Annotated in this window: 17 protein-coding genes; 11 read left to right on the top strand and 6 right to left on the bottom strand. The window is 63.0% G+C overall.

Annotated elements, in window-relative coordinates:
• Positions 1-73 precede the first annotated feature (73 nt).
• Both HNQ60_RS08410 and HNQ60_RS08405 read right to left on the bottom strand, forming a co-directional pair.
• Complete coding sequence (locus tag HNQ60_RS08410) at positions 74-2047, bottom strand: GGDEF domain-containing protein (RefSeq protein ID WP_184330619.1); 1974 nt, start codon at positions 2045-2047, stop codon at positions 74-76.
• Between the two features lie 110 nt (positions 2048-2157).
• Positions 2158-4008 (bottom strand): ABC transporter ATP-binding protein, encoded by a 1851-nt coding sequence (locus HNQ60_RS08405; RefSeq protein WP_184330617.1) that lies wholly within the window; start codon positions 4006-4008, stop codon positions 2158-2160.
• A gap of 250 nt (positions 4009-4258) precedes the next feature.
• Here HNQ60_RS08405 and HNQ60_RS08400 point away from each other — a divergent pair, with 250 nt between their 5' ends.
• Positions 4259-4738 carry a hypothetical protein gene (locus HNQ60_RS08400; RefSeq protein WP_184330615.1) on the top strand — a complete coding sequence of 160 codons (480 nt, stop codon included), beginning with the start codon at positions 4259-4261 and terminating at the stop codon, positions 4736-4738.
• 129 nt (positions 4739-4867) lie between these two features.
• Here HNQ60_RS08400 and HNQ60_RS08395 read toward each other — a convergent pair whose 3' ends face one another.
• The 3 genes from HNQ60_RS08395 to cysB form a co-directional block, all read right to left on the bottom strand.
• A complete protein-coding gene (locus HNQ60_RS08395) occupies positions 4868-5893 on the bottom strand; it encodes a sulfate ABC transporter substrate-binding protein (RefSeq protein WP_184330614.1) in 1026 nt (341 codons plus the stop codon).
• A gap of 177 nt (positions 5894-6070) precedes the next feature.
• Entirely contained in the window at positions 6071-8467 is a 2397-nt protein-coding gene (locus HNQ60_RS08390) for a TonB-dependent receptor (protein WP_184330613.1), read from the bottom strand.
• 261 nt (positions 8468-8728) lie between these two features.
• Complete coding sequence (cysB, locus tag HNQ60_RS08385) at positions 8729-9703, bottom strand: HTH-type transcriptional regulator CysB (protein ID WP_184330612.1); 975 nt, start codon at positions 9701-9703, stop codon at positions 8729-8731.
• 143 nt (positions 9704-9846) lie between these two features.
• Here cysB and HNQ60_RS08380 point away from each other — a divergent pair, with 143 nt between their 5' ends.
• The 9 genes from HNQ60_RS08380 to HNQ60_RS08340 all read left to right on the top strand — a co-directional run bounded on the left by HNQ60_RS08380 (position 9847) and on the right by HNQ60_RS08340 (position 18478).
• A complete protein-coding gene (locus tag HNQ60_RS08380; protein ID WP_184330611.1) occupies positions 9847-10209 on the top strand; it encodes a DUF4870 domain-containing protein in 363 nt (120 codons plus the stop codon).
• 222 nt (positions 10210-10431) lie between these two features.
• A complete protein-coding gene (locus HNQ60_RS08375; RefSeq protein WP_322096852.1) occupies positions 10432-11817 on the top strand; it encodes an anthranilate synthase component I family protein in 1386 nt (461 codons plus the stop codon).
• Entirely contained in the window at positions 11814-12422 is a 609-nt protein-coding gene (locus HNQ60_RS08370; protein WP_184330608.1) for an anthranilate synthase component II, read from the top strand. Before HNQ60_RS08375 ends, HNQ60_RS08370 begins: the two co-directional genes overlap by 4 nt.
• Positions 12419-13447, top strand: coding sequence for an anthranilate phosphoribosyltransferase (trpD, locus tag HNQ60_RS08365; protein ID WP_184330606.1), 1029 nt, complete (start codon positions 12419-12421; stop codon positions 13445-13447). Before HNQ60_RS08370 ends, trpD begins: the two co-directional genes overlap by 4 nt.
• 101 nt (positions 13448-13548) lie before the next feature.
• Positions 13549-14403, top strand: coding sequence for an indole-3-glycerol phosphate synthase TrpC (locus tag HNQ60_RS08360; protein ID WP_184330605.1), 855 nt, complete (start codon positions 13549-13551; stop codon positions 14401-14403).
• 19 nt (positions 14404-14422) lie between these two features.
• A complete protein-coding gene (locus tag HNQ60_RS08355; protein WP_184330603.1) occupies positions 14423-15013 on the top strand; it encodes a phosphoribosylanthranilate isomerase in 591 nt (196 codons plus the stop codon).
• 47 nt (positions 15014-15060) lie between these two features.
• Positions 15061-16263, top strand: coding sequence for a tryptophan synthase subunit beta (gene trpB, locus HNQ60_RS08350; protein ID WP_184331813.1), 1203 nt, complete (start codon positions 15061-15063; stop codon positions 16261-16263).
• Positions 16264-16274: 11 nt separating this feature from the next.
• Positions 16275-17045 carry a tryptophan synthase subunit alpha gene (gene trpA, locus HNQ60_RS08345; RefSeq protein ID WP_184330601.1) on the top strand — a complete coding sequence of 257 codons (771 nt, stop codon included), beginning with the start codon at positions 16275-16277 and terminating at the stop codon, positions 17043-17045.
• A 665-nt stretch (positions 17046-17710) separates the two neighbouring features.
• Positions 17711-18478: an SDR family oxidoreductase gene (locus tag HNQ60_RS08340; RefSeq protein ID WP_184330599.1), complete on the top strand. Its 768-nt coding sequence runs from the start codon at positions 17711-17713 to the stop codon at positions 18476-18478.
• Positions 18479-18623: 145 nt separating this feature from the next.
• Here HNQ60_RS08340 and HNQ60_RS08335 read toward each other — a convergent pair whose 3' ends face one another.
• Positions 18624-20762 (bottom strand): putative bifunctional diguanylate cyclase/phosphodiesterase, encoded by a 2139-nt coding sequence (locus HNQ60_RS08335; RefSeq protein WP_184330596.1) that lies wholly within the window; start codon positions 20760-20762, stop codon positions 18624-18626.
• A gap of 273 nt (positions 20763-21035) precedes the next feature.
• On the opposite strand from HNQ60_RS08335, the gene HNQ60_RS08330 reads away from it, so the two are divergent.
• A complete protein-coding gene (locus tag HNQ60_RS08330; protein WP_184330594.1) occupies positions 21036-21575 on the top strand; it encodes an LOG family protein in 540 nt (179 codons plus the stop codon).
• The last annotated feature ends 55 nt before the right edge of the window (positions 21576-21630 follow it).

Raw genomic sequence — 21630 nt, 5'->3', positions numbered from 1 at the left:
CATTCCCGCGAAAGCGGGAATCCATCTGGACCAGCGACAAGGATGGACACCCGCTTTCGCGGGTGTGACGGAGCTACGTCTTCCGATGACTCCCCGTCTTCAGATCAATCCCCGCATGCCGGAGCCGCTTGCGGATGCCTGTCGATGCGACGTCGTAGCTTTCCTGCGAGACGCGCACGACATCGCGGCCGCTCTTCTTGGCTTCGTAGAGCGCGGTGTCGGCTGAGGCAATGATCTCTTCGAGGCGCACGGGATCGCCTTCGTTCGTGGCGAGGCCGGCGCTGAGGCTGACTTTCAACTCGACGGTGGCAGCGGCGCCCTTGATGCGCGTCGATGCTTCGCGGATACGGTCGACGATGCCGAGCGCCACGTCGAGCGTAGTGTTCGGCAGCACGATCAGGAATTCCTCCCCGCCCCAGCGGCCCAGAACGTCGGTCTCGCGGATCACTTCGCGTCCGATGCGTGAGAATTCCTGGAGTACGAAGTCGCCGGTGGCGTGACCGAAGCGATCGTTGATCTGCTTGAAGTGATCGAGATCGAGAATGCCGATCGTCAGCGGCTGGCGGTAGGCGCGAGTGACGTCGAACGCTTCTGTCGCGAGCTGCAAGGTGCGGCGGCGGTTCGGCAGCGCGGTCAGATCGTCCTGTTGCGCCAATTGCGCGAGCAAGGCGCGCTTGCGTTTGGCAGTGACGAGCAAGTACGTGAGCAGCGCGATGACCGCCGTGCCGGCGAGACCCGACACGATCATCCAGCGCAATCGCGCTGACTGCGCCTGCAGTTTTTCGTTCTTGCTCTGCAATTCGCGCTGCAAGAAAGCATTGCGTTCGATTTCCCGATCGGTCTCGAATCGTGCACGCAGCGCCGCGGCTTCACGCGCGCGTTCCGCGTCGGTGCTCGTCTTGTACCGATCCATGTAGGCCTGGTAGTCCGCAAGGGCGGCGTCGGCGTGCCCGAGCTGAGTGTTGGCCTGCGCGCGCAGCTCATAGACTTTCGCGAGCCGGAAAGGTGCAATGTCGCGCCCCTGCTGGTCCAGCACCTGATTGAGTCGTGCCAGCGCAGCGGCGGGCGTGTGCTCGAGCAGATCGATCTCAGCGAGATTGGTCAGTACTTTCTTCCGCGGATCGATTGAACCCGCTTCCGTGAAAGTCCGCAGCGCGTTGCCGCACTGCCTTCTCGCAACAGCGAGTGCGCCGAGGTCGACATTCGAGGCGCACATGAGCTGATCGGCGTACGCGATCCCCATGGCGTCGTTCGCTTCGACACCGAGCTCGCGGGAGATCTCCAGCTCCTTCAGAGCCTCCGCGTGGCTGCCGATCTCGCGAAAAATTGCGCCTCGCATGAAATGCGCCACGGCGATGCGAAACGGCGCGTTCTGCTCGTACCAGCCGATCACTTCCTTGTTCAGTGCGAGTGCCTGCGAGAAGTCATGCAGATCGCGCATTACGATCGACAGCACTTCCGCGGCGATGATGCGCTGAGGGGCCCGCTCGTCGCCTTCACTCATCCGATAGGCGCGAGTGAGATAGATGCTCGCCTGGTCCGTGCGACCGGAGAAATGTTCCAGGATGCCGAGCGCGGTCAGCAGGCATGCTTGCGCGGACGAACCAGCCGGCTGCACATCGAGCGCTGCCTGTGTCTGCGAGAAAGCGAGCGGACGGGTTTCCTCGTCGAAGCTGTTGGATGCGCCGTAGTGAAGAAGATTGACGTAAACGGGATTGAGCGGGTCGCTCACCAATGCGAGCCCCTTGTTGGCAGCTTCGCGCGTTTCGGCGTAGCGCTCGAGAGACGCATACGCCTCGGCGAGGACTCCATACAGCGCGGCGCGCTGTAAAGGATCTGTGTCCTGACCTGACGTCAGTCTTGTCGAAATTTCACTTACGACAGCCGCGGGATCGCGACCGACCTGGCGGTCATACGCGCGCATCACCGCATCGGTGCTGACCATGCAGGCGCCGGAGGCCTCCATGGCCGCGAACGCAAGCAGCGTCGACAACGCACCCGAGGCGAAGCGACGCAGCGAACGGCGAAGAGGGAGGGCGGGGCTCATGCGGGGCCGGAACACTACCTACGCCGACCAGCAATCGCTGCCTCTCACGTCACGAGTGAGCGCCCGATCACGCGATCTGGGACATGGGTCTCAATTAATGAGCTTCCGGCTCATCTGTAGCCTTTCGCCTGCAGCGAGAACAGATGCGCGTAATGCCCGTTGTCGACGCGCATCAGCTCTTCGTGACTGCCTTCTTCGATGATGCGGCCGTCCTGCAGAACGACGATCTTGTCCGCCATGCGCACGGTGGAGAACCGGTGCGAAATCAGGATCGCGATGCGTCCGTGGGTCAGCGTGCGGAAGTGCTCGAAGATCGTGGCTTCGGCGGCCGCATCCATTGCGGCCGTGGGCTCATCGAGAACGAGAATGTCGGCGCGAGAACGCATGAACGCGCGCGACAGTGCGATCTTCTGCCACTGTCCTCCGGACAGTTCGCGGCCATCGTTGAACCATTTGCCCAGCGGCGTGCGGTAGCCGTCAGGCAATGATTCGGCGATCGCCGTCGCCATGCCTTTCTCGCCAGCCTCGCGCCAGCGCGCCTCATCCGCGAAGTGCTGCACGTCGCCGGCGCCGATGTTCTCGCCGAACAGCAACTGATAGCGCGTGAAATCCTGGAAGATCACACCGATGCGATCGCGCAGCGCGATCTCATCCCAGTCGCGCAGATCCTGGCCATCGAGCAGGATGCGACCCGAGGTCGGCTGGTACAGGCGCGTCAGCAGCTTGATGAGCGTCGTCTTGCCCGAGCCATTCTCGCCGACCAGCGCGAGCGATTGCCCCGGTCGGATGTGCAGGTTCACGTCGATGAGAGTCGGCATCTCCGCGCCCGGATAGGTGAAGCCGACGTGCTCGAAGCGAATGCCGTCGGCTGGCTGGGGCCCGCGAACGAGCGTGCCGGTGCCCCGCTCGATCGGCGTTTCCAGGTAGTCGTAGAGCGTCGAGAGATACAAGTTGTCTTCATACATGCCGCTGATCGCCGAGAGGATCGCGGACACTGCCGACTGACCCTGCCGGAACAGCATGAGATACATCGTCATCTGTCCGAGCGTGATGCGCGATGCAATGGCTGAAAGCGCGATCCACGCATAAGCACCGTACAGCGCCGTCGTGCCGATCAGCCCGAGGAAGAAGCCCCAGGTGTCGCGACGGACCGTGAGATCGCGATCTTCCTTGTAGAGCTTGCGGAAGATGCTTCGATAGCGATCCAGGAACAGCGGTCCGAGACCGAACAGCTTCACTTCCTTTACGTGATCTTCGCGCGCGAGCAGCGTTTCGAGATAGAGCTGCATGCGCGTTTCTGGCGAACGCCACAGGAACAGCCGGAACGCGGCGCCAGAAAATTTTGCTTCGGCGATGAACGCGGGCAGTCCCGCAAGAATGAGAACGGCAACCGCCCACGGCGAGAAGTGAATCAGCAGCACCGCGTAGCTGATGAGTGATACGGCGTTCTGTCCGAGACCGAAGGTGCGTGTGACGAGCGACAACGGCCGGCTCGATGCTTCGCGGCGCGCGCGAGTGAGCTTGTCGTAGAACTCCGAGTTCTCGAAGTGCGCCAGATCCAGCGTGAGCGCCTTCTCCAGAATCATCGAATTGACGCGCTGGCCGAGTTGCGCCCGCAGCAGCGATTGGCAGAGCGACAGGCCGCGCTGAGCGCCCGCCAGCCCGGCGACCAGGAACCCTTCGGCGACGACGAGCTCCAGCGCATGCCACTTGGCCGCGTCATGCGTCTGTGGGCTGGCCTGGATCGCAGCAACGACGGCATCGACGATCAGCGACCCGACGTACGCAATGGCCGCCGGGAACACGCCGGCCAGCAAGGTGAGGAGGGCGAACGTGATGCTCAGTGGCCGGCTGGTCGTCCAGACGAGCTCGAGGGCACGCCGGCTGTAAGCGAAGACCCCAAGAAAGCCGCGGGTCAGGTCGGGCTTATCGGTCGCGGGTCGGGGGTGTCGGGAAGTCATCAGGATGGCGGTGGAGCCAGGACGAACGTCGCCGGCCGGCATTGCTTCTTGGGATGCCTATAGCTGGGGATCTTTGCGCCCGATTTCCATGGTGACGGGTATACCGTCTATTCCCGTCACCCTCTGTCAGATATCTTCAGGATACCTGCCGGCGAAAGGAGATTGCGGATACCAGGGTACGGATAGTTCGGAAAGAATCAGGGGCTGGTTACTCTGCATCGAACAGATCGTCCACTATCCTTTTTTCCTTATGACCGATCCGAAAGACAAGAAGCCGGAGCGCGCACCGCCCACCGCGGTCGGCTCGCAGGGCACCGACAAGCGATCGGGCCGCGTGGCTTACGATTCCCGAGGCAATCCGACCTGGGAATGGCAGCTCGAAACGGGCGTCTACAGCAGGGACGTCAGCACCCAGCGTCTCAAGAAGCTCGACCTCGGTGACCTCTCGATCGCCGAAACGGCGCGACACAAGAAGCCCGAAGGTCTCGAAGGCGACCAGAAGGCGCCCCTGCCGGGCGGCGGCTTCAACCCATACGACAACACGCCCGCCAAAGGCAGCGGCGGCGGGTTCAATCCATACAACAGCGCCGGCTCCCCAGGAAAGAACGTCCGCCCTGCGCCCGGCCAGCCTCCGCCTCCCACCCCCCGCAAACCCACCGACCTGAAGAAGCTCGAGGAGTGGATGAAATTGAAGAAGAGGGTGGAGGAGAACAAGGAAGAAGACGACTAGCCGGCTACTGCCGCTTACGTCATTCCCGCGAAAGCGGGAATCCATGCCTTTCTGAAGATGGACTCCCGCGTGCGCGGGAGTGACGGGTGTCTCCGCTCGGGCTACCGTCTAGCAACTAGCTGGCTTCTCTCACTCCGGCGCATAAATCTGATCAAACACCCCTCTATCATTGAAATGGGTCTTCTGCGCCTTCTCCCAGCCGCCGAAGTCCGCGATGGTCACGAGATTGATCTTGGGGAATTGCTTCGCGTGCTTCGCGGCGACCTTATCGTCGATCGGGCGATAGTAGTTGCGGGCGATGATCTCCTGCGCTTCGGGGCTGTAGAGGTGCTGCAGGTATTCGGTCGCGACGTCGCGTGTTCCGCGCTTGAGCACGACCTTGTCGACGACGGCGACAGGCGGTTCAGCCAGGATGCTCAGCGAAGGCGCGACGATTTCGACCTTGTCGCCGCCGACCTCCTTCAATGACAGGAACGCTTCGTTCTCCCACGCGAGCAGCACATCGCCGATGCCGCGTTGAACGAACGTCGTCGTCGAACCGCGGGCACCGGTGTCGAGCACGGGGACGTTCCTGTAGAGCTTGCGGATGTATTCCTTCGCCGTCGTTTCGTTGCCGCCAGGCTGCTTCAGCGCCCACGCCCAGCCTGCGAGATAGTTCCAGCGCGCGCCGCCCGACGTTTTCGGATTCGGCGTAATCACCTGCACGCCTGGCTTGATCAGATCGCTCCAGTCCTTGATGCCTTTCGGATTGCCTTTACGAACGAGGAACACGATCGTCGAGGTGTAAGGCGCGCTGTTGTGCGGCAAACGCGACTGCCAGTTCACCGGCAGCAGCTTTCCATTCGTCACCAGCGCATCGATGTCGCCCGCGAGCGCGAGGGTAACGACATCAGCGGGCAGTCCGTCGATGACAGTTCGCGCCTGCTTGCCCGAACCGCCGTGCGATTGCTTCACGTCGACGTCGTCGCCGGTCTTCGCCTTCCAGTACCTGGCGAATTCCTTGTTGTACTCCTCGTACAGCTCGCGCGTCGGATCGTACGAAACGTTGAGTAGCGTGGTAGTCGCAGCTTGCGCTGCAGGTGCTGCCGCGATCGTCGCGGCGAGCGCGAGGCCGGCAAGGAGAGTTCGTCGTCTGGAGAGAGTATGTGAGCTCATGGTTGGACTCTGAGAAAATTTTGGCGCACGACGCGCCGCTTCAGCCTGCCGCAGTTGTGTGACGGGTGGATGACGCGAGGATGAAAAGGCCGCGAGCTGCGAGCGACGAAGAGCTGGTAGCCAGAGGAAGACTCTCTGTCTGGCTCACAGCTCGCAGCTCGTTGCTCACAGCCTTGCTCAGAACGATCCTCTCACCGTCACTCCATACGTCCTCGGATCGCCCGGCTGCCCGATCACGAGCCCCGTGCTTCCCGACTGCGTGGAGAGGAAATCGAAATACTCTTCATCGAAGGCATTGCGGGCCCAGCCGTAGACCTGCCAGCCGTTGCCGATGTTGATGCCGGCACGGAAGTTCGCGAGCGAATAGCCGTCGACGTCGGTGTAGGCCGATCGCGAAGGATTCGATGAGAACTCCGAGCGATACAGGCCATCGAACGCGAAGAACACGCTGCCGGTGCGACCGAGCGCTGCCACCGGCAGGTCGTACTGGAGGCCGTACGATGCGGAATACTTCGAAATGCCCGGCAGCCACTGGCCGGAGATGTCGCACGACGGCGGGCTGAATCCGCCCGGTGTTCCCGGCGCGCTCGGAGGATTCGCCGCCGAGGCTGCGGTACCGCCCGACAGTTCCGGCGGGCATGGAGCATCCGGGAAGCTCGTGTACTCGTGATCGTTGTACGCGCCGTTCGCGTACACCGTGAGGCCATCGAGCGGGCGCGTGGAGAGATCGAGCTCGACACCGCGAACGCGGATCTGCTCTGCATTGGCCAGGTATCCGCGAATCACGTTCGCCTGGCTGTTGGTCACCGTCGCCTGATAGTCATCGATCTCGGTCCAGAACAGCGCGAGATTCGCAGTGACACGATTCTCGAGCCACTGTGTCTTGAGCCCAGCCTCGTAATGATTGACCGTTTCAGGTTTCACGGTTTCAACCGCCGTGATCGGCTGGTTGTTCGCATCGAGCGGCAGGCCGGAGAGATTGATACCGCCAGACTTGAACGATCGCGCATACGTGCCGTAGGCGAGCACGTTGTCGGCGATGTCGTAGCTCACCGTAAAGTCGCCGGAGATATTCGTATCGTCGAACTTCGGCGTGTAGTTCTGCGGCGCCAGCACACCCAGCTGTGCAGGCGTCAGCGGTGTGTTGGTCGAGTTCGTCACCGTTGCGATGTAGCGGCCGTCCTTCTTGTCATAATTGACGCGCAGGCCGGGTTGCAGACGCAGGTCGTCGGTGACGTGCCACGTGACCTGGCCGAATGCGGCGACGCTCGTGTTCTTGAGGCCGATGTCGTTCTCAGCCCGCAGTCCATCGAGGATCGCCGGGTTGTTCGCGTTCGCACCGCTCAGCAGCCAGCGGCTCGCAAGCTCGCCTTGTTCCTGCACGCCGTTGGTGTCGATCGTCTGATAGAAGCCGTATAACCCCGCCACGTAGTCGAGCTTTTCACTCGAGGCGGCGTAGCGGAATTCCTGGGTCCACTGGCGCTGCTGCGAAGGGTTCTCTGAGATCGTCGTGATCGGCAGGCCGATGAAGTCACGATCGTTCGCCGGGACCCAGTCCCACTTGCGATACGCGGACACGGAGGTGAATCGACCCGGGCCGACATCCCATTCGACGAGCGCCGAACCGCCGCCGAAGTTCTGCTTCGCCGAGAGATTCGCATCGAGATCGGTAACGCGATCGAACGGGTCGGTGCTCGGCACCTGGTAGTTGTTCGAAGCCGCCGCAAGCGCTGCGTACTGGCGGCTGAGAGGACGCTGCGTGGAACCTGTGCGCACGTAGAGCTGGCCGAAGCCGAGCGGATTGGAATGCGTGTAGTCGGCCGAGAACGTCACGCTGAGGTCGTCGGACGGCTGCCACAGCAGCTGGCCCTTGAAGCCCAGGTTGTCCTGTTCGTTGATGTCTTCGCCCGTGTACGCATTGCGGATCGTGCCGTCACGCTGCGTGTACGACGTGCCGAGACGGAACGCGAGCTTGTCGTCGATCAGAGGGCCGGAGATCGACGCCTTGCCCTGGGCGAAGCCGAGGTTGCCGTACGTCAGCTCGGCATCCGCTTCACGGGTGAAGCTCGGTTTGCGCGAGGTCACGTTGATCGCGCCGGACGTGGTGTTCTTGCCGTACAGCGTGCCCTGGGGGCCGCGCAGGATTTCGATCTGGTCGACGTCGAGGAAGTCGAACGTCGCAGTGGCGCTGCGGGCATAGTAGACCTGGTCGATGTAGATGCCGACGCCCTGCTCGATGCCGTCGTTCGTCAGGCCGAATGGCGCACCGAGACCGCGGATGTTCGCGGCGGAGTTGCGCGGGTTGCTCGAATAGAACTGGATCGACGGCTGGATCTGGCTGAGCTTGCCGACGTTGAATGTGCCGGTCTGCTCGAGTTGAGCTGCATTCACGACGGAGATCGCGAGCGGAACGTCCTGCACCTGCTCTTCACGGCGACGAGCCGTCACGATGATGTTCTCGAGCGAATCGTTCGCCTGTGCATCCGCTGCGGCAGTCTGGGCATGCGAGACACCGCAAACCGCGCCGCCGAGCGCTACCGTGACGGCTGCGGCCACGCCATACAAAGAACGCATAGAACTCCCCTCTCCTGATTTATCGGGCGGCGCGTGCGTGCGCCGTATACAGGAATAGATGCTACGGAGAGGGCAGTGAGCGATCAGTCGCGAAGGGGTGACAAGGTGGTTATGAGAAGAGGTGTCCGGGTAGGAGTTGGGGACCGGGGAGGGCGCCGCCCGGAGTGCGCAGAACTGGCGGTTATCAGCTGCGAGCTGTGAGCTATGAGCGCGGAGGCGCGGACGAGGCTGCTCGTCCCGTCCGGCGCAGTGACGGTCGAGTCACCGCACTGGCACTTTTACATCCTGGAAGAGCGCAGCGACTTCGTCCTGCGAATCCGCGGCTACGGCGCGATCGACCAGCCGGCGATTGAGGTGCGGCGCGAAGAGTTGCATGAAGTCGTACATGTAGCGACGCAGCAGACCGCCTCGCGAAATGCCGATCCATGTCGTGTGAATCGGGAACAAGTGCGATGCATCGATCGCGACGAGGTCGCGATCCTCTCGCGCATCGACGGCAACGTCGGCAACGATGCCGACACCGAGCCCAAGGCGAACATAGGTCTTGATGACATCGGCATCGCGTGCGGTCAGCGCAACGTTGAGCGGCAGCCCGGCTTTCGAGAAGAGCTGTTGCAGCGACGAAGGCCCGGTGAAGCTGAATACGTACGTGACGATCGGATACGCGGCGATCTGCTTCAGCGTCGGCTTCCTGACCGAGGCCAGCGGATGATCGAGCGGCACGACGACGTGTCGGTGCCATTGATACGCGGGCAGCAGCACGAGATTGCCGAACAGGTTGTCCGATCCCGTCGCAATCGCGAAGTCGATCCGGTCCAGTGCGGCCATCTCGGCGATCTGTTCCGACGTCCCCTGGTGAAGATTCAGCTTCACGTTCGGATAGCGTGAGCGGAACTGCTGGATGACCGCGGGCAATACATAGCGCGCTTGCGTGTGCGTCGTACCGATCGACAGCGTGCCGCGATCCTCTTCCTTGTGTTCGTCGGAAATCCCCTTGATGTTCTGGACTTCGCGCAGCACGCGGACAGCGCGATCGACGACATGCTGACCCGCCGGCGTGACTTTCGTCAGCGTTCGGCCGCTGCGGACGAAGATGCGGAAGCCGAGTTCGTCTTCGAGCAGCTTGATCTGCTTGCTGACCGCCGGTTGTGACGTATGCAGCTTCTCGGCGGCTGCCGTGATGTTGAGGCCGCTCTGAACGACGGCCGCGAGGTAACGCAGTTGCTGGAGTTTCATGGTTGTTCGAGAGTGTCCGCGGCATTCTGCCACGGTGAGCGATCACGATGGCCAGACGGACACGATAGCTGCATGTCGGTTGTATTGCGGTATCAGCAGCGAATGGCGCATCCTGCACATCACCCGTCACGCAGGGAGCTTCCATGAATCAACCGGTGCCTGCCTCTCCGACCTCCGAAGAACGCAATTGGGCTGTCGGCGCGCACCTGAGCGCACTGCTGGGCTTCTTCACCGGCATCGGCATCATTCTCGGCCCGCTGATCGTGTGGCTGATCAAGAAGGACGAAATGCCGTTCGTGAACGATCAGGGCAAGGAAGCGATCAATTTCCAGATCACCGTGTTCCTCGCCGCCATCGTGTGCGTGGTCCTGATGCTCGTCGCCGTCGGCTTCCTGCTGCTGCTCCTGCTCAGCCTCGCCGATCTGGTCTTCATGATCATCGCGGCGGTGAAAGCGAGCGAGGGGGTGCCGTATCGGTATCCGGTCAACCTTCGGTTGATCAAATAGGGCCGCCTTTCCCAGCCTTGACTCCCCTCCGGCCCGCCGGTAATACTCAGCCCATGTATACGCGCATGACCACAATGTCACACCGTTGGTGGTGGCGGCTCTCATAAGGAGAGGGCTGCTGGACTGCTGCGCGCTTAAAAACCGATAACCGCCGAACCCAACAAACCCATCTCCGAGCGAATAGCCGGGATGGGTTTTTTATTGCCTGCGAACTGGAAAAACGTGAAACCTCCTTTCGACATTGCCGCCGACCTGGATACACCAGTCTCGGCCTACCTGAAGCTGAAGCCGTTCCGGCCACGGTTTCTGCTGGAGAGCGTCGAAGGCGGCGAGCGGCTCGCGCGTTACTCGTTCATCGGATTCGGCGATTGTCTGGAAGTACGCCTCGATGAGCGCGGTTTGACCGTCGACGGGCAGACGACCCGAGCGCCTGCGAATCAACAGGAATTGCTGGACGCGTTGCGATCCGCGCTGGCAAAAGCGCCGCAGCCGCAGCCGCAGATCCCGGGCGTGCCGTTGCTTGGTGGCCTCGTCGGAGTGGCGGGCTACGACCTCGTGCGGCGTTTCGAGCGCCTGCCGAACCGGGCACGCTCACTGGAGGCGACGCCGGAAGCGCACTATCTCGCGCCGCGTTCGATTCTCGTGTTCGACCATCTGACGCGCGGCGTCGCGCTGTTGCACGCGGGCAGCGAAAGCGAACGACTCGCACTGCGGAAGGAAGTGATCCAGGCGCTGCGCGGACCGATTCCCGCGAGCGACAAACGCATCAGCTATTCGCCCGCGATCGGCAGCCTCAGCGAGGCTGAATTCCTCAATGGCGTTGCACGCACCAAGGAATACATCGCAGCCGGCGACGTCTACCAGCTCGTGCTGTCGGTGCGCTTCTCCGGTCAATGCAGCCTCGAGCCTTTCGAGACCTATCGGGCGCTGCGATTGCTGAATCCATCGCCGTACATGTACTTCTGCGATCTTGGCGATTACGTCGTCGTGGGTTCTTCGCCGGAGGCACTCGTGAAGCTGTCGAATGGCCGCGCCGAGATGCGGCCGATCGCGGGAACACGCCCCCGCGGCGAGGACAGTGCGCACGATGAAGCGCTGCAGCGGGAGTTGCTTGCGGATCCGAAGGAGAACGCCGAGCACGTCATGCTCGTCGATCTCGCGCGTAACGACCTGGGCCGCGTTGCCCGCGCCGGCAGCGTGCATGTGAATCCGTATCGCCACATCGAGCGCTACAGCCACGTGATGCACATCGTCAGCGGCGTGAAAGGCGAGATGGCGCAGGGCAAGGATGCATTCGATCTGTTCGCCGCCGCATTTCCGGCCGGCACTCTCGTCGGCGCGCCGAAGGTTCGGGCGATGGAGATCATCGATGAGCTCGAACCGGTGCGGCGCGGCTTCTACGGCGGCACGGTCGGCTACTTCGGCAACGGCGGCGCGATGGACCAGGCGATCACGATCCGCACCATCGTCTTTCGCGGTGACACCTACAGTTATCAGGCAGGCGCCGGCATCGTGGCCGACAGCGTGCCGCGGATGGAGTACCAGGAAGTGCTTGCGAAGAGCGCGATCGTGCGACGTGCACTGGCATTGGCGGAGGAGGGACTATGACTTCTTCGCAGAAGCCGCGGTTGCTGCTCATCGACAACTACGATTCGTTTACCTACAACCTCGTCCAGGCGTTCATGGTGCTCGGCGCGGATGTGCTCGTGCATCGCAACGACCAGATCTCGGTCGACGAAGCACGGGCGCTGAAGCCGTCACACCTTTGCATCTCGCCGGGACCGGGCACGCCTTACGAAGCCGGCGTCTCGATGAAGATGATCGAAGCTTTCGCGGGCGAAATGCCCGTGTTCGGCGTCTGCCTCGGGCACCAATCGCTGGTCGAAGTGTTCGGCGGCAAAGTCGTCCGCGCCGGCCGCCTCATGCACGGCAAGACCTCGCTCGTTCATCATGATGGTCGCGGTGTCTTCGTCGATATGCCGGAGCCGTTCGAGGCCGGTCGCTATCACTCGCTCATCGCGCAGCCGCAATCGATGCCGGATGCGCTCGAAGTGACGGCCCGCACCGATGAAGGGGAGATCATGGGCGTGCGCCACAAGACACTCGCTGTCGAAGGCGTGCAGTTCCACCCGGAAAGCGTCCTGACTCCGCAGGGACCGGTCCTGATGGGCAACTTCCTCAAGCTGCGTTCAGGCAGGCGGGAGATTGCATGAGTTCCTTGCGCGACACGCTCGAGGGATTGCTCGACCGGCGCAATCTCACCCAGGATGAAGCATCGGCTTTGCTCGTTGCGCTGACAGATCCGAACACCGCACCGGCGATGGCCGGCGCACTGTTGACGGCGCTGCGGGTGAAAGGAGTAACGGCAGACGAGTTGCGCGGCTTCGCGACCACGATGCGTGGCCTCGCTCGACGGCCGGTACTTCCGCCAGGATCGCCGCTCGTCGACATGGTGGGCACGGGTGGCGATGGATCGGGCAGCTTCAATCTCTCGACCGGTGCCGCATTGCTGGTCGCTTCGATGGGCATCCGGGTTGCGAAGCACGGTACCAGCTCGATCTCGAGCCGCAGCGGCAGCGCCGACGTGATTCGCGCCCTGGGCCTGAATCTGCCGCTGGACGAAGTCGTTTCAGGTGAATGTCTCGCGGCGACGGGCTTCACATTTTTTTTCGCGCCGCACTTTCATCCCGCGATGAAGATGATCATGCCGATTCGCCAGGCGCTCGGCGTGCGGACGGTCTTCAACGTGCTCGGGCCGCTGCTGAATCCCGCGGCACCTCCGTATCACCTGATCGGCGCATACCACATCGATGCGGCCGGGCTGATGGCCGACGCGCTGGCGGGCATGCCCATCGAACGCACGTATGTAGTGCACGGCCATCCCGGTTGGGATGAAGCAACTCCGGTAGGTCCCTTCACCCTGTTCGATGTTCGCCCCGGCAAGGTCACGCGACACGAGCGGGATGCGGAAGAGTTCGGCCTGCCGCGTTGCACCGCGGACGAGCTCAAAGGCGGCGATGCGGCGCACAATGCCGTGCATCTGCAAGCCGTACTCGAAGGCCGCGACCGCAGCGCGCATCGCAATGCGATCGTGTTGCAAGCCGCACTTGTTCTGGAGTTGCTGGGCAAGGCACAGTCAGCGCGCGAAGGAGCGCGCATGGCCGAGGACGCCATCGAAACCGGCGCGGCCCGAACGTTGCTGGATAAGCTCCGCGCCTTCGGTGCGAGCAGACAGTGAAAAGGACAGTCCACAGTGAGTTCGCCGATGTCTCCGTTCTCGCCAACCGCTAACCGCCAACCGCCAACCGCTGCCCTCCTATGACTGGTTTGCTCACAGAGATGACTCAAACGAGTATGGCTCGGCTGGAGCAAGCTCGTGCGCGTGAGTCCGAACAGGCACTGTGGTCGCGGGTCACCGATCTGCCGCCACCGCCGAAGCTGAAACTCTGCCCCGAGAGCTTCGACATCATCGCCGAGTGCAAATTGCATTCACCCTCGGCGGGTGATCTCTCCGCGAACACGACAGGCGTCGAAGCGAGAGTGCAGGCTTACGCGCATGGCGGTGCGTGCGCGGTTTCCGTTCTCACAGAACCGTCCCGCTTCGGCGGCTCGCTCGATCATCTGTCGCAGGCGGCGGCAATCCTGGCGCCGCTGCATGTCCCTGCGATGCGCAAGGACTTTCTCGTCGATCCCTATCAGGTGATGGAAGCCCGCGCCGCGGGCGCCGGCGGTGTGCTGGTCATCGTGCGCATGCTCGACCGCAGCCGGATCACCGAGCTGCTCGACTGCGCCGCGATGCTGAAGATGTTCGTGCTGCTCGAAGCCTTCGATGCAATGGACTTGCAGACAGCTCATGAAGTCCTTGCGCTGCGCAAGGCGCATGACGAGCGCATTCTCGTCGGACTGAACTGCCGCGATCTCGAAAAGCTCACCGTCGAGCTCGGGCGTCTTGCCGAGCTCATCGATCAGATGCCCCCGGGATATGCGCACGTCGCCGAAAGCGGCGTGACTTCGCTCGATGACGTCAGAACCGTCGTCGACATCGGTTACCAGGTTGCGCTCGTCGGCACGACGCTCATGCACTCGCAGAATCCCCGCAAGCTGCTGGGAGAAATGCTGGCTGCCGGACGCGAACGCACGATGGCCATGCGCAGCCGGCAGATCCGCCTCGCGACGGGAGGCGACGACGAATGACCCGCGTTGCGCCGCGCCGATGAAGCTGTGGATCAAGATCTGCGGACTCACTTCGGAAGAGGGACTGGCAGCGGCGATCGAAGCAGGCGCGGATGCGATCGGCTTCGTGTTCGCACCGTCGAAGCGCCAGATCACGCCGCAGCGAGCCGTCGAGCTCGCGAGAGGCGTTCAGATCCCGCGAGTGGCGGTGATGCAGCATCCATCGCAGGAGCTGCTGGATGAGGTTTGGGAAGTCTTCCGTCCCGATGTACTGCAGACGGATGCGGAAGACCTGCGGGGATTGATCGTCCCGGACGGATTGAACGTCACACCCGTCGTGCGCAGCGGCCGTGTGCCGGACGAGTTGCCGCGAAGGCTTCTGTTCGAAGGCCCGGCGAGCGGCACGGGGACGACGACGGATTGGGCGGAAGCGGCGGGTGTCGCACGTCGGACCGAGCTCATCCTGGCGGGCGGGCTCAACGCCGGCAACGTCGCGGATGCGATCCGCCGCGTCGGTCCGTTCGGTGTCGATGTCAGCAGCGGTGTCGAGCGCAGTCCCGGTGTGAAGGATCGGGGGAGAATTCATCAGTTCGTGCGCACAGCGCGCGAAGCAGCGGAGTCCGAGAGATGAAAGCAGATGTGAGCCATATCGATGCGCAGGCCGTGCTGGCTGCGGTTATGAACGATGCCTATCCCGATGAGCGTGGACGCTTCGGTCCGTTCGGCGGCCGTTACGTTCCCGAAACGCTGGTGCCGGCGTTGAATCGTCTGCAGGAAGGCGTCGATCGCTTCCTGCGCAATCCAGAATTCCTCGCGGAGTTTCATGCGGAGCTCAACAGTTGGGTCGGCAGGCCGACACCGCTGACGCACGCACGCGGCCTGTCGAAGCGCTGGGGTGCCGAGGTGTGGCTGAAGCGCGAGGATCTCGCGCACACGGGCGCGCACAAGATCAACAACTCGATCGGACAGGTGCTGCTCGCGAAGAAGCTCGGCGCGAAGCGTGTGATCGCAGAGACCGGCGCGGGCCAGCACGGCGTCGCTTCGGCAGCCGCCTGCGCACGACTCGGAATGCCGTGCACGGTCTACATGGGTTCGATCGACATGGAGCGGCAGGCACCCAATGTGGGCCGCATGAAGTTGCTCGGTGCGACCGTGATGCCGGTGACGAGCGGCGACAAGACGCTTCGCGCGGCGGTCGATGAGGCACTGCGCGACTGGGTGTCCGATCCGAACGGCACGTACTATTGCCTCGGCTCTGCGATCGGCCCGCATCCGTATCCATACATCGTTCGCGAACTGCAGTCTGTGATCGGTCGCGAAGCGCGCGAGCAGATGCTCACCCAGACGGGCAAGCTGCCCGACATCGCGATTGCCTGCGTCGGCGGCGGTTCCAACGCGATCGGCCTGTTTCATCCGTTCGTCAAGGATCGCGACGTCAGGCTGCTGGGCCTCGAAGCGGGCGGCATCGGCAACGGACTGGGACAGAACGCAGCGTCGATCGCCTACGGCACACCCGGAGTGTTGCAGGGCACCTACTCGCTCTTGCTGCAGGATCCGAATGGCCAGATCCAGGAAACGCACTCGGTTTCCGCCGGCCTCGACTATCCCGGCGTCGGCCCGGAACACGCGTTGCTCGCAACGATCGGACGCGTGCAGTACGAAGCGGTGAATGACGACGATGCGCTGGAAGCACTCGCCGAGTGCTGCGCTGCCGAAGGCATCCTGCCTGCCATCGAGTCTTCGCACGCCCTGGCGGGCGCGAAGCGGTTTGCCCGCGCGAATCCCGGCAAGCGAATTCTCATCGGACTCTCGGGACGCGGCGACAAAGACATGCCGACGCTGCAGAAAACATTGTTGAAGAATGAAGTGACTGGCGGATAGCGGATAGAAAAATGCATCACGGCAATCAGATTTCAGAGGCGATTCGCCAGGCCAGGGCAAAGGGCGGACCGGCGATGGTCGCGTACATCACGGCGGGCTTTCCTCGTCGCGAGGGCTTCATCGCTCTGCTCAATGCGGTGGCGTCGGCATCGGACGTCGTCGAGATCGGCGTTCCGTTCACCGATCCGATGGCGGACGGCACGACGGTGCAGCGTTCGAGCCGGGCTGCGCTCGAACAAGGGGTGTCGCTGCAATGGATTCTTTCCGAGCTGACGAACGCCGCTTCGAAGCCTCGCGCACCGTTGCTGCTGATGAGCTATCTCAATCCGCTCCTCGCGTACGGTCTGGACAAGTTGCCGAAAGCTGCGGCTGAAGCGGGTATCACCGGCTTCATCGTGCCGGACCTGCCGTTGGAAGAGTGCTCCGATCTGCGCACTGCACTAAACCAGTATGGCGTCGCTCTCGTGCAGTTCGTCACGCCCGTGACTCCAGCCGACCGGGTCAAAGTGCTTTGTGACGCGGGCCAGGGATTCATGTATGGCGTCACGATGACGGGCACCACCGGCAAGAATGTGGCTGTGCCGCAAGAAGTGCTCGATTACTTCGCACGCCTCAAGCAAGCGGCGAAGGTCCCTGTGTGCGCAGGTTTCGGCATTCGCAGTCGCGAGCAAGTGATGCGAATCGGGCCGTATGTGGATGGCGTGATTGTCGGCTCCGCGCTGGTCGAAGTCATCGAACGCGGCGAAGATCCCGCGGCATTCCTGCGAAGTCTGCGGATGTGACGATGCAGAGGCGATGAGCGATGAGCCAGAATCGCTGCCTCGGCCCGTTCTTCTCGTCTCCGGCTCGCAGCTCACCGCTCACAGCCTCTCGCATCCCTTCTTTTCCCTACGTCGCCATTTCGCGTCGGTACCATCGACCGATTGTAAGCGCGCTGCTCACGGGAACATTCTTTCCTCCTATGCCTTTCTGAGACTCGCGGGCAATGCGTTGCATTGCTTCGCTGTCGCGTTGGGACGAGTGAGGAGCGATGGCGTCGAAGTCTCCGTGGTGGCCATTCGGCGCACTATTCAAATCCAGTAAGCCGCCTCCGGCAAAGAAGCCGAAGGCGTCGCCCAGCCCGTATCGTGCGGTCTCCATCATTCCGGGCAAAGACGCGTGTGCCGCGGTACACCGATTCAAGGGCAAGCGATACCTCTCTACTCAGGCCCCGCGGTTGCCATTGCCCTCGTGCGATACCTCGCACTGCGATTGCAAGTTCAAGCACCATGCCGATCGTCGCTCCGGACCGCGCCGACGCAGCGACGAAGGATTGATGGCTGCACCGTGGAGCGGTAAGGAACGGCGTCGCACGGGCGGTCGGCGGTCAACCGATCACGAGCACTGACCTTTCTTCGAAAACAGCTGTGCAATACTCGCCCGACAACAACGAGACGGGGGAGTTCGCATGATCGTGAAGGACAAAGTCGTCGCCGTGACCGGCGGCGCGAGCGGCATCGGCCGTGCGCTCGCAAGAAGATTCGCTGCCGAGGGCGCGCGTCACGTCGCGATCGCCGATCTCAACGAAGAACGCGCTGTCGCCGTCGCGAAGGAAATCGGCGGATCGTGGCGACGCGTCGACGTTCGGCGCGAGTCGGAGCTGGTCGATTTCATCGACGGAATCGAAGGCGACCACGGCCCGATCGATCTGTTCTGCTCCAACGCAGGCATCGGCATCGGCCGCGGACTCGAAACGCCCGACTCCGCGTGGCAAACCATCTGGGATGTAAATCTGATGGCACACGTGTACGCAGCACGTTGCCTCGTGCCGCGAATGATCAAACGCGGCGGCGGATACTTGCTGAACACAGCATCGGCCGCAGGATTGCTTTCACAGATCGGCAGCGTGACCTACGCCGTCACCAAGCACGCGGCGGTATCGCTGGCCGAGTGGATCGCACTCACGCACGCTCACGAAGGCATCAAGGTATCGGTGCTGTGCCCGCAGGCCGTGCGCACGGACATGATCGCCGGCAACGAAGGCGATGTTGCGAGCGTCAACGGCATCATGGAACCCGAACAGGTCGCGGACGCAGTGATCGCAGGGCTGGCCGCGGAGAAATTCCTGATCCTGCCGCACGCTGAAGTCGTGGAGTACATGCAGCGCAAAGCGACCGATCGCGATCGGTGGATCGCAGGGATGAATCGGCTGCACCAGAAGTATCACGGCGGCTGAGGCGCCGCCTCCCATCATTCCCGCGCACGCGGGAATCCATGCCGTCAACCAAGATGGATCCCCGCCTTCGCGGGGATGGCGAACTTCGTGGCCGAATCTGAAAGAGTGGATCCCCGCCTTCGCGGGGATGGCGAACTTCGTGGCCTCAGTTCGCCACTTCCGGCGTGAACGCCGACAACCTGCTCTGCGTCCTCAGCATGTCGGCTTCGGTGAGTTCCGGCCGTTCTGCCCGCAGGCGCTGGATGAGCGCCGCGAAATCGTCCGGAGTTACCGCAGGGCTGCAGTAGTAGCCCTGGTACTGATCGCAGCCGAGCTGGCGCAGGAATTCGAGCTGATCGGCGGTCTCGACGCCTTCAGCGACGACACGCAGGCGCAGGCTGTGCGCGAGCGAGATGATCGCTTTCACGATCGACACGTCGTCGGGGTTCTTCATCAGATCGCGAATGAAGCTGCGATCGATCTTCAGCTTATCGAGCGGGAAGCGGCGCAGGTAGCTCAGGCTCGAGTAGCCGGTGCCGAAGTCGTCGATCGAGATATGCACGCCCATCGCGCTCAGCGTCGCGAGCGTCTGCGCTGAGGCCTCGGGGTCGTGCATGACCGCACTCTCCGTGAGCTCCAGCTCGATGAATCCCGGCTCGAGATGGGCCTCCGCCAGCGCGGACTGAACGATCGCCGGCAGATTGGCTTGGCGGAACTGCTTCGCCGACAGGTTCACCGCGACGCGCACGGGCGACATTCCGGTGTCGATCCAGTGCCGGACCTGGAGGCACGCTTGCCGCAGCACCCACTCGCCGAGAGGAACGATGAGTCCCGTTTCTTCCGCGACGGGAATAAACGTCATCGGCGACACCATGCCGCGCGTCGGATGCCGCCAGCGAATGAGGGCCTCGCAGCTGCGAACGCGGTTCGTCGGGATATCGACCTTCGGCTGATAGTGAATCTCGAGCTCGCCGGTCTCGATCGCACGGCGCAGCTCGCTTTCGAGTGCGAGGCGATCGTCGATGAAGGAGCTCATTTCCGCGGCATAGAAGCGGTAGCCACCGCGTGCGGAGTCCTTCGTGTAGCGCATCGCCGCGTTCGCACGACGCAGCAGCAGCTCGAACGAGTTGCCGTCGAGCGGGTAGGTGCTGATGCCGATACTGACCGACGGATGAACCTCCACTCCCGAGACGACGAACTTCTGCTCGAGTGCCGCCAGCACCTTCTCGACTACCGTCTCGACGGCGTGCGCGCTGCGCATGTCGGTTGCGACGATGGTGAACTCGTCGCCCGCGAGACGCGCAAGGATATCGTTGTGACGCAGCACGCTGCGCAGGCGGCGCGACAGCTCGAGCAGCATTTCATCGCCGGCCTGATGTCCGAGGGAATCGTTGATCGCCTTGAGCCGATCGACATCGAGCACAAGCAGTGCGATCTGGGTACCGTTGCGGTCCGCGCGGACCATGGCGTCTTCCGCGGCACTGACCAGTGCCACGCGGTTCGGCAGGCCGGTCAGCGCATCGGAGAGGCTCGAGCGCAGGCGCTGATGGTCCATCGCAGCATCGCTGTCTCGCTGCTGCTGATGCAACCAGGCGTCGTAGACCGCCGTCAGGATGGCGATCGCCATGACGCCGAACGCGAATACCGCCAGCGCGATTGCGAACCACTTGTTGTCCAGGCTTGCGCCAGGCAGGCAGTAGGAACCGAGACCGAACTTCGAAGCCGCCATGCCGGTGTAGTGCATGCCGGTGATCGCGAAACCCATGACGACAGCTGCGCCTACCCGCGCCAGCATCATCTGCCAGGACTGGCCACGGCGGAGCCGGAAGAAGAGCCATAGCGCGACGAACGACGCGGAAACCGCAATGCCGATCGAAGCGAGGAACAGCCCGGGCTCATATTGGATGCCAGGGACGATGCGGACACCGGCCATGCCGGTGTAGTGCATCGCTGCGATGCCCGCGCCGAGCAACAACGCGCTGAGCGACAGGCCTTTGATGTCGAGCGTCGAACGGCTCGCGAAATTCAGGGCGAATGCGGAGGCAGCGATGGCGATGCCGAGCGAGACCGCGGTGATGGGGAGGCTATACGTCAGCCGGATCGGCAGCGACAAGGCCAGCATGCCGATGAAGTGCATCGACCAGATACCGACGCCCATGACAGCCGCGCCGCCGATGACCCACGCGGTCGCGATGCGGCCTCGCGAATTCGCCACGCGCGCAGCCAGGCTCAACGCCGTATAGGAAACGACGACGGCCACGGCGATCGAAAGAGTGACGAGCCAGGGGGTGTACGTGCCTTGCATATGTTCAATGGCTGTAGCGGCGAACCGCGTGCATCCGACAGGCTTATCGGGCAGTGCGGCAGGCAGCTTGAGTGAATAAATGTCCAACAACTCAGGTTGCGGGGACTGCCGGCCCGGAAGTGCGAATCGCCTCTCATTCGTCGCGACACCGACAGCTTGCGTCGCTGCGTCGGATGCGGGCTTTTCCCGAGGCCGATCTGCGCGTTATCGCTCCTGGCCGCGCAGCCGTGGATCGCTGGAGGTTTGACATAAACGTACGGGTAGAATGCCGACATGAAATCCCTTTGCGTCTTCTGCGGCGCCAACCCCGGCAATCACCCGCGCTACCTGAAAGTCGCCCGCGAACTGGGGGCACTGCTCGCCCGCGAGAACATCACACTGGTCTATGGAGGCGGCCGGGTCGGGCTGATGGGCGCCCTGGCTGACGCGGCGCTGGCGGACGGCGGCCGAGTCGTCGGCGTCATTCCGCAGCTGCTGCTCGACAAGGAGGTCGGCCATTCCGGGCTGACCGAGCTGCACGTCGTCGACACGATGGCCCGGCGCAAGCAGGTCATGGGTGATCTTTCGGACGCGTTCCTGACGCTGCCGGGCGGCATCGGCACCATGGACGAGCTGTTCGAAGCGTGGACGTGGACGCAGCTCGAGCTGCATCGCAAGCCCTGCGGCCTGCTGAACCAGGAGGGGTATTACGACCCCCTGATCGCCTTCATCGACCGCTGCATCGAGGAGGGCTTCCTGCGGCCGAGGCACGGTGCCGCGCTGCTCGTCGACACCGATCTCGAAAGTCTCGTGCGCAAGCTGCGGGAACATTGAACGTGCCGCGCTTCTTTCTGGCCGTTGTAATGACGACCCTGTAGCCTGTCGCCGG

It is taken from the genome of Povalibacter uvarum (assembly GCF_014202975.1).
GTDB lineage: Bacteria > Pseudomonadota > Gammaproteobacteria > Steroidobacterales > Steroidobacteraceae > Steroidobacter > Steroidobacter uvarum.
Note: the sequence above shows the minus strand (reverse complement) of the source record. Positions and strands in the feature narration are given on the sequence as shown.

Bases quoted from the DNA above. Each gene is read 5' to 3' on its own strand.
- HNQ60_RS08410 (WP_184330619.1), bottom strand. From the start codon at position 2,047: ATGAGCCCCGCCCTCCCTCTTCGCCGTTCGCTGCGTCGCTTCGCCTCG.
- HNQ60_RS08405 (WP_184330617.1), bottom strand. From the start codon at position 4,008: ATGACTTCCCGACACCCCCGACCCGCGACCGATAAGCCCGACCTGACC.
- HNQ60_RS08400 (WP_184330615.1), top strand. From the start codon at position 4,259: ATGACCGATCCGAAAGACAAGAAGCCGGAGCGCGCACCGCCCACCGCG.
- HNQ60_RS08395 (WP_184330614.1), bottom strand. From the start codon at position 5,893: ATGAGCTCACATACTCTCTCCAGACGACGAACTCTCCTTGCCGGCCTC.
- HNQ60_RS08390 (WP_184330613.1), bottom strand. From the start codon at position 8,467: ATGCGTTCTTTGTATGGCGTGGCCGCAGCCGTCACGGTAGCGCTCGGC.
- cysB (WP_184330612.1), bottom strand. From the start codon at position 9,703: ATGAAACTCCAGCAACTGCGTTACCTCGCGGCCGTCGTTCAGAGCGGC.
- HNQ60_RS08380 (WP_184330611.1), top strand. From the start codon at position 9,847: ATGAATCAACCGGTGCCTGCCTCTCCGACCTCCGAAGAACGCAATTGG.
- HNQ60_RS08370 (WP_184330608.1), top strand. From the start codon at position 11,814: ATGACTTCTTCGCAGAAGCCGCGGTTGCTGCTCATCGACAACTACGAT.
- trpD (WP_184330606.1), top strand. From the start codon at position 12,419: ATGAGTTCCTTGCGCGACACGCTCGAGGGATTGCTCGACCGGCGCAAT.
- HNQ60_RS08360 (WP_184330605.1), top strand. From the start codon at position 13,549: ATGACTCAAACGAGTATGGCTCGGCTGGAGCAAGCTCGTGCGCGTGAG.
- HNQ60_RS08355 (WP_184330603.1), top strand. From the start codon at position 14,423: ATGAAGCTGTGGATCAAGATCTGCGGACTCACTTCGGAAGAGGGACTG.
- trpB (WP_184331813.1), top strand. From the start codon at position 15,061: ATGAACGATGCCTATCCCGATGAGCGTGGACGCTTCGGTCCGTTCGGC.
- trpA (WP_184330601.1), top strand. From the start codon at position 16,275: ATGCATCACGGCAATCAGATTTCAGAGGCGATTCGCCAGGCCAGGGCA.
- HNQ60_RS08340 (WP_184330599.1), top strand. From the start codon at position 17,711: ATGATCGTGAAGGACAAAGTCGTCGCCGTGACCGGCGGCGCGAGCGGC.
- HNQ60_RS08335 (WP_184330596.1), bottom strand. From the start codon at position 20,762: ATGCAAGGCACGTACACCCCCTGGCTCGTCACTCTTTCGATCGCCGTG.
- HNQ60_RS08330 (WP_184330594.1), top strand. From the start codon at position 21,036: ATGAAATCCCTTTGCGTCTTCTGCGGCGCCAACCCCGGCAATCACCCG.